This is a genomic window from Halalkalibacter oceani (assembly GCF_023715705.1).
In the GTDB taxonomy this organism is placed as follows: domain Bacteria; phylum Bacillota; class Bacilli; order Bacillales; family Bacillaceae_D; genus Halalkalibacter; species Halalkalibacter oceani_A.
On record NZ_JAMBOS010000003.1, the window covers coordinates 13675 to 27705 of the forward strand.

A 14031-nucleotide genomic window follows, 5' to 3' on the forward strand; every position below is an offset into this window, starting at 1 on the left:
AGGGGGAGTCATAAGATGAGAATCGCGATTTTTTCTGACACATACGCGCCGGAAGTGAACGGGGTCGCCCGGACGTTGAAGCGCTACACGAACTATCTTGACACGAAAGGAATCGAATACCGTCTGTTCGTCCCGGAAAGCCGCACACCTGTGCCGAAGGTTCCTCATATTGAGCGGTTTATGAGCATCCCGTTTTTATTTTATCCGGACTGTCGCCTGGCACTGCCGAATCCGCTCTACATCCGGCAGGCGCTCGATGAATTCAAGCCGACATTGATTCACGTCGCAACTCCGTTTAATCTTGGGCTCTTTGGCCTTCATTATGGCAAAAAGCATCATATTCCGATGGTCGCTTCCTATCACACTCACTTCGATGATTACTTAGCCTATTATCATGCCACCCTGTTCAAAAAATGGATTTGGAAATACTTACATTGGTTTCATCACTCGTTCGACCGTGTGTATGTTCCGTCAGAGAGCACAAAACAAAAACTGATCGACCGCGATTTTCACCCTTCAATTGACATCTGGGGCCGGGGAGTGAACCACCAGTTCTTTTCACCGGTAAAGAAATCGAATCACGTCAGAAAAAAATACCGGATCAAAGAAAAGAACATTCTGCTCTATGTCGGGCGTGTCGCTCCGGAAAAAGATGTCCATATCGTCCTGGAGACATTTCACGCTCTGCCAGCTCATATTAAAAAGCAAACGCATCTGCTGCTTGTCGGCGACGGTCCGTTATTTCAGTCGTTGTCAGCCAAAGCTCACCCGCAAATTACTTGGACCGGTTTCTTAGAAGGGGAAGCTTTATCCGAAGTGTATGCGTCGTCTGATCTTTTTCTTTTTCCATCCCCGACTGAAACATTTGGCAATGTCGTCCTGGAAGCCCAATCTTCAGGGTTGCCGGTCATCGGCGCCAGGGCAGGAGGAGTGCAGCATCTTGTTTCCCACGGAGTGAACGGTTTTTTATGCGAAGCGAAAGACACAAAGTCGTTTGCCCACTATACGACCCTTCTTTTAGAGCAAAAAAGCCTGCGCCGTTCCTTCTCGGAAAAATCGCGCGCTTTTGCCTTAACTTTGTCATGGGACGAAATCTTTGCTGGCTTACTTTACAGTTTTTATCAAATTGCGAGCCAAAAGCAGGAAATTTCGGCGTAACTCAAAGTTTGCCCGGTCTTGAAGAATAATGTTTCAGGGAGTGTATGAAAGGGAGCATCACCCTTTTGATACACTCCTTTTTCATTTGAGCAAAATTAGGAGATGGAGTTGTACAATCTATGTGAAAGGATGAACGAAATCAATCGGACTGAACGAAGCCACTTTTTTACTAGCCTAAAATAGCTTATAATTATTAGGTGAGGTAGATTGATTCATCTATAGATAATTGTGATGCATGATGATAAGGTATAAGTGAGAATAGTTTTGTGATAGGTCGCGCCTTGCTTGGTGTGACACCTAGGCAGGAGCGTATACATCCTTCCTGCAAATTTTAGAGTATAGGGATGGTAAACATGAGCAACGGAGAAACAAAAACAGATGTCATCTTAATTGGTGCTGGAATCATGAGTGCGACGCTGGGGACACTTTTGAAGGAGCTGGTACCAGAGTGGGAAATTACTGTGTTTGAGAAGCTCGAAAAGGCAGGTGAGGAGAGCTCCAATGAATGGAATAATGCCGGGACAGGGCATGCGGCACTATGCGAGCTAAACTACACAGTGGAAAAGCCGGACGGATCGATCGATATTAGCAAAGCAATTAAAGTGAATGAGCAATTTCAACTTTCGATGCAGTTCTGGTCATATCTGGTCAACCGCCAGCTGATCCGGAATCCGCAGGACTTTATTATGCCATTGCCCCATATGAGTATGGTCCAAGGGGAGCAAAATGTGACATTTTTAAAGAAACGGTTTGAAGCGCTCACAAATAACCCGCTTTTTCAGGGGATGGAATTTTCTGAGGATCCAGAAAAATTAAAGGAATGGATTCCGCTTATTATGGAGGATCGGGGAACGGATATACCGATGGCTGCAACGAAAATCGATTCTGGAACCGATGTCAATTTCGGTGCGTTAACCCGGATGCTGTTCGACCATTTGGCAAGTCAGGATGTCGAAATCCGCTATAAGCACAGTGTAGATGATTTGAATCGTACAGCGGACGGTTCGTGGGAATTACATGTACGGAACGTCGAGACCGGAACAGTGGAGCGGCATACGGCAAAGTTCGTTTTCATCGGCGGTGGGGGCGGCAGTTTGCATTTGCTGCAAAAATCCGGTATCCCTGAAGGAAAACATATTGGTGGATTCCCGGTAAGCGGTATATTCATGGTCTGTCATAATCCCGAAGTGATCGATCAGCACAACGCAAAGGTCTACGGCAAGGCGAAGGTTGGAGCGCCGCCAATGTCGGTTCCGCATCTGGATACCCGCTTTATCGATGGACAGAAATCATTGCTGTTTGGTCCGTTTGCCGGATTCTCGCCGAAGTTTTTGAAAACGGGCTCAATGCTTGATTTACTTACTTCGGTAAAACCGAACAATCTTGTGACGATGCTGGCGGCAGGCGCGAAAAATCTCTCCTTGACTAAATACCTGATCGAACAGGTGATGCTCTCAAAAGAGAAGCGGATGGAAGAATTGCGCGAGTTTATTCCGAACGCGAAAGATGAGGATTGGGATTTAGTCGTAGCGGGCCAGCGCGTACAGGTGATTAAAGATACGGAAGCCGGGAAAGGCACTCTTCAGTTCGGTACCGAAGTGATTACTGGCGCTGACGGTACGATTGCCGCTTTATTAGGGGCGTCACCGGGGGCTTCCACAGCTGTTCATGTCATGCTTGAAGTGATCAACAAATGCTTCCCGCAGCATTTGGCCCAGTGGGAGCCGAAAATCAAAGAAATGATTCCTTCTTATGGAGTGTCGCTCGCGGAAAATCCGGAGCTTCTCCGCGACATTCATACTTCAACAGCGCAGACGCTTGGCTTAATCGAGAAAGAACTGGTTCACAGCTGATCGTTTGAAGAGAGGAAGGCAGCGGCATTGTATCGCTGTTTCGGACTTGTTCCCCTGGGACAAGTCCTTTTTTATGATAAGGATGAGACAAAACTTGTTAGCATTAGCGAGGCCACTGAAAAACGAAGAGTAATGGCTCCGCGCGTTGCCGCCTTGCTTCGAGACACTCACTCGTAGCAAGGCTTGCAAAATCAGGCATGTTTCTTGTTTTAAAATAGAAAGAACCAACCGAGAACTAACACAATTACGATAGCTGGAATGAGACCGAGATAAATAATTAATTGATTGCCAATACTGCGTTGGCTGCTATAATTCGAGTCCTCCGTTTTTGTCAGTGATAATGTAATGACAAGGGCTGCCACGCAAACGATAGCGGCAAAAATAATTAAGATTGTCATTGTTTCTCTCCTTCAAGAATTGCATGTTGATGTCTATTTCTTTTATTAAAGCCGGTATTGTCACTATAACGAATGGCAGACAGGAAGATCAAGTGTAGACCATTTGCCGGGAGCAGCGGGTGAAAAAGAGAGTCAGGGCCCTGAGACAAAACCGCTTACAGACCAAGGCGGTTCCGCTCATTGCTTAGAGGCCGGACAAAAGGTAATGAAACAACCTTCTGACCAGGCCTCTGACTGTCCTGCCTATAATGCCGGGTAATAAGGCTTGTAAACAGGGTTGCTGTAATAAGGCGGTCGCACAGCGATCGTTGGCAGATCCCAGCTGTATGTCATATAGTCCATTGTCACCTTTTCTTCCTCATTTTGCAAAAGCCTTGTCGCTTCTGGAAAAAATTCAATATTCAAATGTCATTCCTCCCGACCTTTTTTAGTAGCATTCTTCACATAAGCAAATGCCTAGACATAGCATATGTTATCTGGGAGGGAGACGTTATGAAAAATAAAGATGAGCGCAATCAGCCAACGAATGAAGAGCTTGAAAGAATCAGAGCGTATCAGCAGTGGTTTGAGGAAAACAAGAAGAATGACCCGTATCCTCAATACCCGATTTACGGAACAATCACAAAGACGGAAGAAGTCCCTATGGCTCAGCCTGAGCAAAGACAGCTCCGGCACCCGGGCCTTGAGAGCTTGATGGTTCCAAGACCGATTATTGAAAATCCGCATTATCACGGCAGTGGGAAATTAACTGGCAAAACAGCTCTCATTACCGGAGGAGACAGCGGTATGGGTGCTGCGGCGGCAATTGCCTTTGCGAAGGAAGGCGCGGACGTAGCAATTTCGTACTTAGATGAACATGAAGATGCGAACCGGACAAAAGACCGGGTCGAAGAGCTTGGGCAAAGATGTTTAGTACTGCCGGGCGACTTGAGGGAAAAGGAGCAGTGTGAACATATCGTTTATGAAACGATCAACACATTTGGCCGGTTGGATGTACTGTGCAACCATGTTGGCATTCAGTTCCAGCAAAATGACATAACGGAAATTACTGATGAACAGTTTGATGAAACGTTTAAACTTAATGTTTATTCACATTTTTATACGACACGGGCAGCGATGCCGTATTTGGAAGCCGGCAGTTCGATCATTGGGACGGCCTCCGTTGTGGCCTATGAAGGGGAGCCGCTATTAATGGACTATTCGGCGACAAAGGCAGCGATTGTTGGCTGGACCCGCGCGCTGGCGAGAAACGTTGCCAAGCGGAAAATCCGCGTCAATGCGATCGCTCCCGGCCGGATCTGGACTCCTCTTATTCCGGCCAGCTTTTCTTCTGATGAAAATGCGCTCCACGGCGGGAATCTTTTTAATCGGATGGCCCATCCGTTTGAAGTGGCGCCGACATTTGTCTATCTGGCTTCGGACGATTCGCGCCACGTCACCGGTCAGGTTCTTCATGTTGACGGTGGAGAGTCGACGCAATCCTGATCGTGAAAAAAGCCGGCTCTCCCGGAAGCGGGAGGCTGTTTTTGCAATCAGACGCCTATGAAAAGAAGACCACTGAAAAGCTTCCTTTTTCGTAACTCGAAGAAGAGTAATGGCTCCGCGCGTTGCGCGCCTTGCTTCGAGAAATCCAATCGTAGCAAGACTTTCAAAATCAGGCAACGGCTACGCTCATTACGAAAAAGCTGCTGAAAAAGTTAAAATCGTACTTTTTCAGCAGCCTCATGAAAAGAGGGCTTTATAAAGAAGCAGCACGCCGCTAATCCCGACTAATGACAGCACGGAATATTTGAAGACGCTATCGGTGATAAATTTCTGGATTTTCATTGCCAGAGCGAGACCGAGAAATGACGGAACGATCGCCAGAAGCGCATAGAGGAAAAGCGTGTTTCCTTGATAAAAGCCAAGCGAGCTAATCGTAATCAGCTGGGTGATATCAATAACGACAAAATAGCAGTTAATCAAAAATAAAAACTGATAGCGGCTGACGTTCATCTGCAAAAAATATAAGCTGATCAACGGTCCGCTCGCTCCTGCTGCTCCCTGAAGAGTACCGCCGACAAGACCAACGGCGCCATCAACCCATAGCGGCGGTTTGGTGAATTGCGGCAGGAAGGACGTCAGTGAACTGATGACGAAGAAAATAATGACGACGCCAAGCAGGCCGGCCAGAAGGTTGGAGTCGGTCATGACTAAAATGGTTGAACCGATAATCATACCGCCGATTCCCGTTAAGGTGAGGACGGCGGCTTTTTTTAATGTGCTCCACTTCTCAAATGTTTTCACGAGCATAAAGCAGTCGGTCGCCACCGTCGCCGGGACGGTTAAGGCAATTGCTGTCGGCAGGTCGAACATCACCGTTAAAATCGGAGTGGCGACCAGAGGGAGACCCATCCCACTGATCCCTTTTGATACCCCGGCTAACAGAAAAACAAAAAGAGCGATAAGAATGACGGATAGCTGCAACGGATAGTTTCCTCCTACTGTCAGGTTCTATTTAGTAACCATCTCTAAGATCGATAGGTAGATTTGCGGTAATCATTGTCAAAATCAAACCTAAACGGATCAGGTCAATCCCCCATGTTTTGCGCGACGGGCACAAGCAGAGGTGTTACTACTAAAATAGCAGAAGCCGGGTTGAAAAACACGTAAACTTGCAGACACATAAATCTCATTTTTTGATTGACACCGCTGTGAACAGTTACGGCTCGCTTGATATTTTAGTCAATAACGCCGGCATTATGGATAATTTCGAAGCTGCTGCCGACATTCAGGATGAAGCATGGGAAAAAATCTTTGCGATCAATACACTGACGGGCCGGTACAGGATTAAAACGAGACATTTGAACTATATTCTCAATTAAAAAATTCCAAATTATACTTATTGAACCATTTATCGCTAACTTTATCTCGATTAAACTAAAGTCATAAGCAAAATGATAATTGAGGTGACTCTTATTCGTGAAACTGTTAGTTGTAAATGAATTGGAAGAAGGGATCACAAGTATTGATCAAAAGATTGATGCGCAAATCCAGCAATTTCAACAACTAGAACAAGCACTCACCAGCCTTGCCAGTTTAGATGATTCGTTTGCCGGTGCTGGCGGAGAAGCGATTCGCCGCTTTTACCGCGAGTGCCACCTCCCCTTTCTTCAGTTCTGCCAGCTTTTCTTTCGTGATTACCAAACCAGCTTAGAACAGACAAAAACCGCCTTACGTTCACTTGAACCGGCAGCTGATGGCCTGATCAGACAAAGCTTTCTCGAAAATGAGATCCAACAAGGGCTTAGCCAACTAGAAGAAACGACGATGGCGTTAACAAACAACGCCAATCAAGCGATCGAACGAGTACGGGATATCGTCTTCCTCCCTTCTATTACCGATGAACGCGTCCTTCATGAAGCAAGAAAAGCAAAAGAGTTCCGCGACGACACCATCGAATCACTTCTGCAATTTGACCATGTGCAGACAGCTGCCCTTACACCACTTGCCAATAGCCTAACCCTTATGCGGCAGTACCTAAAGGAACTTGAAGGAATGTTTATGAGCGCCCCCTTCACCTTAGAAACCATCAAACAATTCGAACAAAACGTCACCTATACTATGGTACAATCACAACTAGAAGAGCGAAGACAAGAGCTTCTGATGATAAGGAGCGAGACGTTCGATGACGAATTCGCTGCTTATCGCTTTACCTATACATTTACATATAACGGATGGGTCAATCCCTATCTCTATACCAACCACGTTCAAGCATGCTTAGCTCCATCACAGTCAGAGGGGCCTGACGCCGTACAAGAAAAAATTCCCTGGTGGAAGGAGCTGGCATCAACCGTTGTCGGTTTCATCCCATTCGCCGGCAATGCGAAGGCTGGATATGAAGCCATCGACGGCAGAGATCCGATTACAGGTAGGGAGCTCGAAGACTGGGAACAAGCGTTGGCGGCAGCTGCGATTGTCGGTGGTGGTCTGGTTAAGGCTGGGTCGCGTGGGGCGAAGATTATTGGTGGTGTTGATAAGGGTATAGGAAAAGGGGAACAAGTATTAGATAAGGTCAAAACATATGAACAAGCTAGAAACAAGGCAATAGACCTAGTTGGAGATTTAGGACCAAACTCACAGCCATATACAGGTACTCTTAAGTCAAGTGCTGGATATGGTCAAGTTGTTGGTAGGCAGTCTGCTGACGGAAAAGTAAGATGGAGATTAGATTATGACCCAAATAAGGGGCCGCATATAAATATTGAGGATTTTCGTAATGGTAAAGGGGCTAATGCCCGAAAAATCGCTGTACCGTTTGAGGGTAACGAAAGCACCTTTAAATCTTTATTAAAACATTTGAATAGATAAGGGGACTTTAGATGAGTTTATTTGATGAGTGTATTGAAGCACTAGGTGAGGATGTACATGTCTTTTCTGATAATAATAGAGAGCAAATATTAAGTAATTTTGAAAGTTCATTTCCGTTTAAGTGGGGGCGTATTGAATGGGAGAAAGTGTCTAATCATGCTGAAGTGAATACAGTTGATGAGATAATCTCCTTTTTAGACCAAAACGCGAATGAATACAGTAATGTTGTTTATGTAATTTGGGACGAAGGGACTTTACCTATTATTCAAACTACTTTAGATAAAGTACTTAAAGAGATAGATGATGTAACTGCTGTAAGTTTTGATACATGGATATTTTCGCCATCTACAGGATATGTTATTGAAATATTTCATGATGGTGAAGTAAGAGTAGGATTTAAGTGAAATTAATTTAACCTTGATTGGCTTAATGCCTTTCAAGGTTTTTTTTATTGTGGGGCTACCCAGTGACGAATAGTTCAATTTTTATGCAGAGAATATGAGTAACCCTTGCAAGTCCTTTATTATGTTGTACGAACTATATTAGTACGTACAAAACCTATAAAACGGATAACCTAATTAATGTATTCTACCTCTTAAAAGTAATCACAAAACCATCAGTTACCACCATCTATATTCTCCAATACTATACCTTTGTTTTCCCATAGCATTATAAATTTTTTCGCAACTTTGACGTACATGGAACGATTACTAGAGTGAGGACTACTCCACCTCGATTAACTCCTGAATGTCGATGTCTAACACTTTGTATACCGTTTCTAATGTCGATAAATAAACCCTGTCCACGTTGTCTGAGCAAAGATGGCTGATTGTATTTGGTCGCAGCCCTGTCATTCGTGCTAACTCACGTTGTGAAAGGTCACGTTCTTTCAAGATTTTCTTTAGTTTGATTGATATTGGCATGATAGTTCCCTGCCTCTTTTTCATGTTCTTTTACGATACACAATAAATTTGTATTGGTAAAGGGGTTGGTTGTATCGCTAAAGCCGCATGCAATAAATTTATATTAAATATAGCGACTAAGCGTTACGTTAATTGAAATTTTCGTAACGGGAGGGTGAGAAGTTGAACGTTGTCGGGTATATACGAGTCTCTACACAAGGGCAAGCGAAAGATGGATCCAGCTTGAAATAGCAAGAAGATGAAATTAAAGCATATTGTGAGGAATAAGGATTTAGCTTGATATACACATTTTTAGAGATGAAGGCATAAGTGGTGCCAAACTAAATGAAGATGCATGGGAAATTGACAGGGCGGGCTTACAGGAGATGTTGGCTCACCTTTCGTCTGTCAAAATTGTTTATGTAGAAGTACTGAACACAAGCCGATTATGGAGGTCGGATATTGTAAAGGTGTTGATACAACGAGAGTTAAAGAAAATATGGATGTGACATTAAAAGCATTGAACCCAGTATGGGGGAGACAGAAAGGCTAGCTGGCAGCATTTTATTACTGCCCTCGTCGTTTTACTGACTTTATTATGGCGTGAGCAGGAACGGGCTTAGGGATTGTTGATTCGGTTTCTCTCCTCTCCTAGTGGGCATCATTTTAAGGGAAATACAGTTAAAGGAGTATTCATCTGACTGTAAATGGATACTAAAATAAAGTGTGCAGTCACCTGCAACCACCCGTGAGAGCGCGGGTGGTTTTATTGTTCTCTTAAATTATGATGCAAAGCTGTAAATAAAACTATTTTCGTACTCTGAACGTGAATTATGCACCAGTAATGAGTTGGAGAGGTCCATTAATATATATTCTCACTGATTTCCTTGGCAGCCTTTTTTAATGGGGTGACGTATTCTTGTAATTTCTCTTCAGAGTATTTTGCTTCTAACATATGCATTCCTAATACGGCGACTAATTCGCTTTGATCGAAATTAAAAATAGGCACAGCAAATCCGACGACTCCATGACTATATTCACTATTTGTAAAACAATAACCATCCTTCAAAATTTTGTTAAGTGATTTTTTTAATTCATCAGGATTCGTAATAGAATTTTTAGTAAATGGCTTCAATTCAAGTCCAGAAATAATCCTACCTTTTTCAGATTCATCTAAGTCTTTAATCAAGTAAGCTAAATGGGTTTTTCCAGCCGTTCCAGCTGGTAAAGGAAGGATCTCTCCCAAATTCGTTGACCATCTAAAAAATGGAGAAGGGTTATCTTCTTTTTCTATATATATATAACTTTTATCATCGTACAGCACTGTTATATAAACAGACTCCTTGATTTCTTCAACTAATTTTTTTAAAACAGGGCGCGAGGCACTGCGGATATCCTGTTCGACCATTTGATATAATTGAATAATTTTAGATGGATTTAAAGAATAAGTTTTATTATCATTCCGTTTCACAAAGCCCATGCTATATAACGTATCCATAATTCTATATGCAGCTGTTAAGCTAATATCCAACGCTTTTGCAACGTCAGCAACAAGAATGTATTTGTTTTTGGAAAATAGCATGAGGGCCTTTAATGTTCTTTCAGCGACTAAAGAGCCTTTATTAGATTTCATCATTACACCTCTCCAATGATAATAACATGACAATCGATAATTATTATTAAAGAATATTTTATTAACCTAGGGTTTACTTAATTTTCAATTATCGTAATAGTTTACATGTAATGATAACACACTTAAAAGTAAATTAGAATCAGCTAATAAATCTGAATATTATGAATTTAATGGATTGTCTTGACAGTCGATAATGCAGGTTATAACATTCGATTATAGAAAAAAGATTCCGATAATAGAAATAATAGCAATCCTATTTGGGTGGTTATTAGACGGATATGATCTGAACGATGATTTTGAAAGCGCTTATTATTACATTTATTACTAAATTTGATGTTTAAGAGGTGAACTAATGATTCAAAGAGCTGAGAAAGTATGGAGTATGGAAAAAGCATCGGCACTCATACATGATGGGATGCGCATCGGATTAGGAGGGTTTGTACTTTACCAAAAGCCGATGGCGTTTGTGCAGGAGTTAATTCGAAAAAGAAAAAGGAATTTGACTTTAGTTGGTTCAGCGCATGCTTTAGATGCAGACATGTTGATTGGCGCAGGAAGTTTATCCAAGCTGGAAACATCTTATGTTGGATTGGAAAAATTTGGACTGGCGAGGAATTTTAGAAGAGAAATGGAGCAAGGGGGGTTAAAAACGGTATATTTTCCTGAACTAATGGCAATAGACCGCTTTCGGGCAGATCGGGAGGGACTTGATTTTTGGCCAGTTAATAGCTTAGGGGGGAATGATGTAGCTAATAATAATCCAGAAATAATTCCATTTAAGTGTCCGGTCTCTAGGAGACCACTTTGGGCAGTTCCGGCTGCTAAGATCGATGTAGGGATTATCCATGCTCATGCTGCTGATAAATATGGAAATGTTCAAATTCAAGAGAGACACTCACTGCCTCAATCTACGAATACAACGATCGCCTTTGCTTGTAAAACATTGATTGTAACAGTTGAAAAGATTGTTGAGAATCGGGAAATACGGGAAAATCCTCACCTCACAGTAATTCCTTCTTACAAAACAACTTGTGTGGTACATGTGAAAAATGGTTCTCATCCCACCTCAACACTATCAGCATCACAAATGGACGATAAATTTATAAGCGAATATGTAGAGGCATCTCGAACTAAAGAATCGTTCAAAGAGTTTCTTGATAAATATATTTACGGAACTAGGAACTTTAATGAGTATTTAAATTTAGTTGAAAAAAAACAAATTGAATCATTTAAGGAGGGGGCTGAATGAATTGCACAATTGAGGAACTTTTAATCGTGGATATCGCTCGTACGATAAATGATGGCGAGCTTGGTTTTACAGGTCTTGCCACAGGCAGTTCAGCAACGATCTATATTAGTAGTATTCCGCTTGCCGCTATGGAATTGGCAAAGCGCACTCATGCTCCGAATCTAACTATTTTACTCTGCGGATGGCTCTTTAATCCCGATTGGAGTAAGTTAGATCGATTGCCTGAATCGGAATATGATAATCATATGATGGAGCTTTCCTGTGAGTCACAAATGACAGAATACCCTGGTACTTGGTCACATAAAGCAGGGGATATAAGCTTTGGTTTTGGATCTGGAGTTCAAGTTGACAAAGAAGGAAATATAAACAGCACTTGTATAGGAGAAGTTGAATCGCCAAAAGTGCAGCTTGTAGGGCCGATATTTCTCCCGGAGCATATGGCTCATTTCGGTAGAGAATATATTATGATGCCACAGCATGAAAGAAGAAACTTTGTCGAAAAGGTTGATCATATATCCGGAGTCGGTTTTCCGGGGGGGAGAGAAGGTCGAAAAAGGCTTGGATTGACAGGAGGTGGGCCAGCTTACATATATACACCGAAATGCGTGTTTTCTTTTAAGGAGGATGGAAGCATATTTGTAAAATCGATTCATTCAGGTGTTTCAAAGGATGATGTAATTCAAAGCACCGGATTTGACATCGGAAATCTCGATAATGTGCCATTTACAAAAGAACCTACAAGTGAAGAATTAAGAATATTAAGAGAAGAGGTAGACCCAAAAGGAATATTATTAAAAGCTTAAAAAAACGTCGCTATTAATTTTTTTAATAAACAACGAAAAGGGGATGAATACGATGAACATCAAAAAAATGCTCATTAATTCAATTGTTTTAACAGCGGTATTAATGTTGGGGGCGTGTGGAAATAGTCAAGATACTACACAGGGAGATAATGCTCAGGAAGCAGGGCAGGAGGCAGCTGATACAACAGTCCTTAAGTACAACAGCTCAAGACCCGCTACTGATCCAGTGTATGCATGGTATGAAGAATTTTTTAAGGAGGTTGAAGAAAGGTCGAACGGGACAGTAAAGTTTGAAATGTATCCAAGTGAGTCTCTCGGAAAGACCGCTGATATGATTGAGGCATCCTCCAAAGGAGAACCGATTATTAACGATGGCGATTTTGCATACCTAGGGGAGTATAATGCTGATTTTGGAATATTGACTGCACCATATTTTATTAGAGATCCGGAAGACTGGACCTCATTATGGGACTCGGAAGTTGGCCAAAAGCTTTTTTCAGAAGTTGAAAATGAAGGAATGAAAATTATGGCTAACTTCTATGTTGGTCCCCGAAATCTAATCACTACTACGCAGGTGAACAGTCGTGATGACGTACAGGGCATGACCCTACGAACTGCCTCTTCAAAAATGTGGACTGAGGTTGGGCGTGTTTTGGGAGGAGAGCCTACGAACATTCCGATCACAGAAGCTTATCAAGCATTTTCGCAAGGAGTAGCTGATGGTGGTGAAATGTCAACATCTTATATTGAGAGTCTATCATGGTTTGAAGTCGCCCCTTATATCGCAGAGACTGAACATATTCTTTCAACAACAGTCTTAATTATGAGCGCAGATGTTTATCGTTCATTACCTGAAGAGGCCCAGACTGCCATTAATGAAGTGTCGCGTGAGTATATGCCGATTTTCATAGAAAGAATAGGAGAAATTGAAGCTGAATTGCGCACAGCCATGGAGGAATCCGGTGCCGTTTTTACTGAGGTGGATAAGGAGCCATTTATTGAAGCGGCACAACAGTTGCCGGAAAAGTTCCCTGAATGGACGCCAGGCTTATATGAGGAGATCAGCGCTGCACTTGGTTATTAATCCTTTCGCATTTACTTTGCAGGTTAAATCTTAAGATTTAACCTGCCCACTATAGTGCTTTTGAAAGAGGGTGCTTTTATGAACCATTCAATTGATCGCTTTTTCGATAAAGCATCAATATATATTAGCTGTACAGCATTTGCATGCATGGTCCTGGTTGTTGTCGTCAATGTTTTCATGCGTGCTGTGCTATCAAAGTCATTACTGTTTACAGAAGAGTTAAGCTTTATGTTCTTCATATATAGTGTGTTTTTCGGAGTTTGTGTGCTATATAGGCGGATGGGATTAATTGCAATTGATATTGTCGTGGATAAATTACCCGAACTACTGAAAAAGTCGGTCACTTTGTTTACATTTTTACTGTTATTTGTAGTCAATCTCGTTTTACTTTGGTTTAGTTGGGAGCTGTCCATTAACTCGTGGAATCGTGTTACACCCAGTCTGGGAATACCATATTTCTATAATTATTTATCACCTACCTTGGCATTTCTGATTTTAGCTTATTATTCAATTCGTTTTTTTATAAAAGAAATGAAAGGCGAGGCAATTGAGGAAGTGCCAATTGAGCAACAAAGTTAATTTGATTTAAATCCTTGTAAGG

General features: G+C 42.4%; 14 protein-coding genes and 2 pseudogenes. 11 read left to right on the forward strand and 5 right to left on the reverse strand.

What is annotated here, in order from left to right:
* The first annotated feature begins 15 nt into the window (after positions 1–15).
* Positions 16–1158 (forward strand): glycosyltransferase family 4 protein, encoded by a 1143-nt coding sequence (locus tag M3212_RS03670; RefSeq protein ID WP_251192598.1) that lies wholly within the window; start codon positions 16–18, stop codon positions 1156–1158.
* A gap of 353 nt (positions 1159–1511) precedes the next feature.
* Positions 1512–3011 carry a malate:quinone oxidoreductase gene (locus tag M3212_RS03675; RefSeq protein ID WP_251192599.1) on the forward strand — a complete coding sequence of 500 codons (1500 nt, stop codon included), beginning with the start codon at positions 1512–1514 and terminating at the stop codon, positions 3009–3011.
* 209 nt (positions 3012–3220) lie between these two features.
* On the opposite strand, the gene M3212_RS03680 is transcribed toward M3212_RS03675, so the two are convergent.
* Together M3212_RS03680 and M3212_RS03685 are read right to left on the reverse strand one after the other, a co-directional pair.
* Positions 3221–3409 (reverse strand): BshB3 potential contributor to bacillithiol synthesis, encoded by a 189-nt coding sequence (locus tag M3212_RS03680; RefSeq protein WP_251192600.1) that lies wholly within the window; start codon positions 3407–3409, stop codon positions 3221–3223.
* Between the two features lie 243 nt (positions 3410–3652).
* Positions 3653–3814, reverse strand: coding sequence for a hypothetical protein (locus M3212_RS03685; protein WP_251192601.1), 162 nt, complete (start codon positions 3812–3814; stop codon positions 3653–3655).
* Between the two features lie 87 nt (positions 3815–3901).
* Between M3212_RS03685 and M3212_RS03690 the strand changes: the two genes are divergently transcribed.
* Positions 3902–4894: an SDR family oxidoreductase gene (locus M3212_RS03690; RefSeq protein ID WP_251192602.1), complete on the forward strand. Its 993-nt coding sequence runs from the start codon at positions 3902–3904 to the stop codon at positions 4892–4894.
* A gap of 237 nt (positions 4895–5131) precedes the next feature.
* Here the strand turns inward: M3212_RS03690 and M3212_RS03695 are convergent, their stop codons facing one another.
* Complete coding sequence (locus M3212_RS03695) at positions 5132–5875, reverse strand: sulfite exporter TauE/SafE family protein (protein ID WP_251192603.1); 744 nt, start codon at positions 5873–5875, stop codon at positions 5132–5134.
* A gap of 212 nt (positions 5876–6087) precedes the next feature.
* Here M3212_RS03695 and M3212_RS03700 point away from each other — a divergent pair.
* From M3212_RS03700 to M3212_RS03710, 3 genes and pseudogenes are all read left to right on the forward strand, one after another.
* Positions 6088–6237, forward strand: a pseudogene (locus M3212_RS03700) (SDR family NAD(P)-dependent oxidoreductase); the annotation flags it as partial.
* A 133-nt stretch (positions 6238–6370) separates the two neighbouring features.
* Entirely contained in the window at positions 6371–7759 is a 1389-nt protein-coding gene (locus M3212_RS22230) for a T7SS effector LXG polymorphic toxin (protein ID WP_251192605.1), read from the forward strand.
* Positions 7760–7770: 11 nt separating this feature from the next.
* The gene (locus M3212_RS03710) at positions 7771–8163 is read left to right on the forward strand and encodes a CDI toxin immunity protein (protein WP_251192606.1); all 393 of its coding nucleotides are present in this window, start codon (positions 7771–7773) and stop codon (positions 8161–8163) included.
* Between the two features lie 318 nt (positions 8164–8481).
* Here M3212_RS03710 and M3212_RS03715 read toward each other — a convergent pair whose 3' ends face one another.
* Positions 8482–8682: a helix-turn-helix domain-containing protein gene (locus M3212_RS03715; protein ID WP_251192607.1), complete on the reverse strand. Its 201-nt coding sequence runs from the start codon at positions 8680–8682 to the stop codon at positions 8482–8484.
* A 162-nt stretch (positions 8683–8844) separates the two neighbouring features.
* Here M3212_RS03715 and M3212_RS03720 point away from each other — a divergent pair.
* Positions 8845–9186, forward strand: a pseudogene (locus tag M3212_RS03720) (recombinase family protein); the annotation flags it as partial.
* Positions 9187–9523: 337 nt separating this feature from the next.
* Here the strand turns inward: M3212_RS03720 and M3212_RS03725 are convergent.
* Positions 9524–10294: an IclR family transcriptional regulator gene (locus M3212_RS03725; RefSeq protein ID WP_251192608.1), complete on the reverse strand. Its 771-nt coding sequence runs from the start codon at positions 10292–10294 to the stop codon at positions 9524–9526.
* Between the two features lie 352 nt (positions 10295–10646).
* Between M3212_RS03725 and M3212_RS03730 the strand changes: the two genes are divergently transcribed.
* The 4 genes from M3212_RS03730 (at position 10647) to M3212_RS03745 (ending at position 14009) form a co-directional block, all read left to right on the forward strand.
* Positions 10647–11543, forward strand: coding sequence for a CoA transferase subunit A (locus tag M3212_RS03730; RefSeq protein ID WP_251192609.1), 897 nt, complete (start codon positions 10647–10649; stop codon positions 11541–11543).
* On the forward strand, positions 11540–12346 hold the full coding sequence (locus tag M3212_RS03735) for a hypothetical protein (protein ID WP_251192610.1): 807 nt from the start codon (positions 11540–11542) through the stop codon (positions 12344–12346). The genes M3212_RS03730 and M3212_RS03735 overlap by 4 nt, the downstream gene beginning before the upstream one ends.
* Positions 12347–12398: 52 nt before the next feature.
* Positions 12399–13430, forward strand: a complete 1032-nt coding sequence (locus tag M3212_RS03740) for a TRAP transporter substrate-binding protein (protein ID WP_251192611.1) — start codon at positions 12399–12401, stop codon at positions 13428–13430.
* A 78-nt stretch (positions 13431–13508) separates the two neighbouring features.
* Positions 13509–14009, forward strand: a complete 501-nt coding sequence (locus tag M3212_RS03745; protein ID WP_251192612.1) for a TRAP transporter small permease — start codon at positions 13509–13511, stop codon at positions 14007–14009.
* Positions 14010–14031 lie beyond the last annotated feature (22 nt).

Excerpts from the sequence above, each read along its gene's own strand:
- M3212_RS03715 (WP_251192607.1), bottom strand. The coding sequence starts at position 8,682 with ATGCCAATATCAATCAAACTAAAGAAAATCTTGAAAGAACGTGACCTT.
- M3212_RS03680 (WP_251192600.1), bottom strand. The coding sequence starts at position 3,409 with ATGACAATCTTAATTATTTTTGCCGCTATCGTTTGCGTGGCAGCCCTT.
- M3212_RS03710 (WP_251192606.1), top strand. The coding sequence starts at position 7,771 with ATGAGTTTATTTGATGAGTGTATTGAAGCACTAGGTGAGGATGTACAT.
- M3212_RS03740 (WP_251192611.1), top strand. The coding sequence starts at position 12,399 with ATGAACATCAAAAAAATGCTCATTAATTCAATTGTTTTAACAGCGGTA.
- M3212_RS03675 (WP_251192599.1), top strand. The coding sequence starts at position 1,512 with ATGAGCAACGGAGAAACAAAAACAGATGTCATCTTAATTGGTGCTGGA.
- M3212_RS03725 (WP_251192608.1), bottom strand. The coding sequence starts at position 10,294 with ATGAAATCTAATAAAGGCTCTTTAGTCGCTGAAAGAACATTAAAGGCC.
- M3212_RS03690 (WP_251192602.1), top strand. The coding sequence starts at position 3,902 with ATGAAAAATAAAGATGAGCGCAATCAGCCAACGAATGAAGAGCTTGAA.
- M3212_RS03730 (WP_251192609.1), top strand. The coding sequence starts at position 10,647 with ATGATTCAAAGAGCTGAGAAAGTATGGAGTATGGAAAAAGCATCGGCA.
- M3212_RS03670 (WP_251192598.1), top strand. The coding sequence starts at position 16 with ATGAGAATCGCGATTTTTTCTGACACATACGCGCCGGAAGTGAACGGG.
- M3212_RS03735 (WP_251192610.1), top strand. The coding sequence starts at position 11,540 with ATGAATTGCACAATTGAGGAACTTTTAATCGTGGATATCGCTCGTACG.
- M3212_RS03745 (WP_251192612.1), top strand. The coding sequence starts at position 13,509 with ATGAACCATTCAATTGATCGCTTTTTCGATAAAGCATCAATATATATT.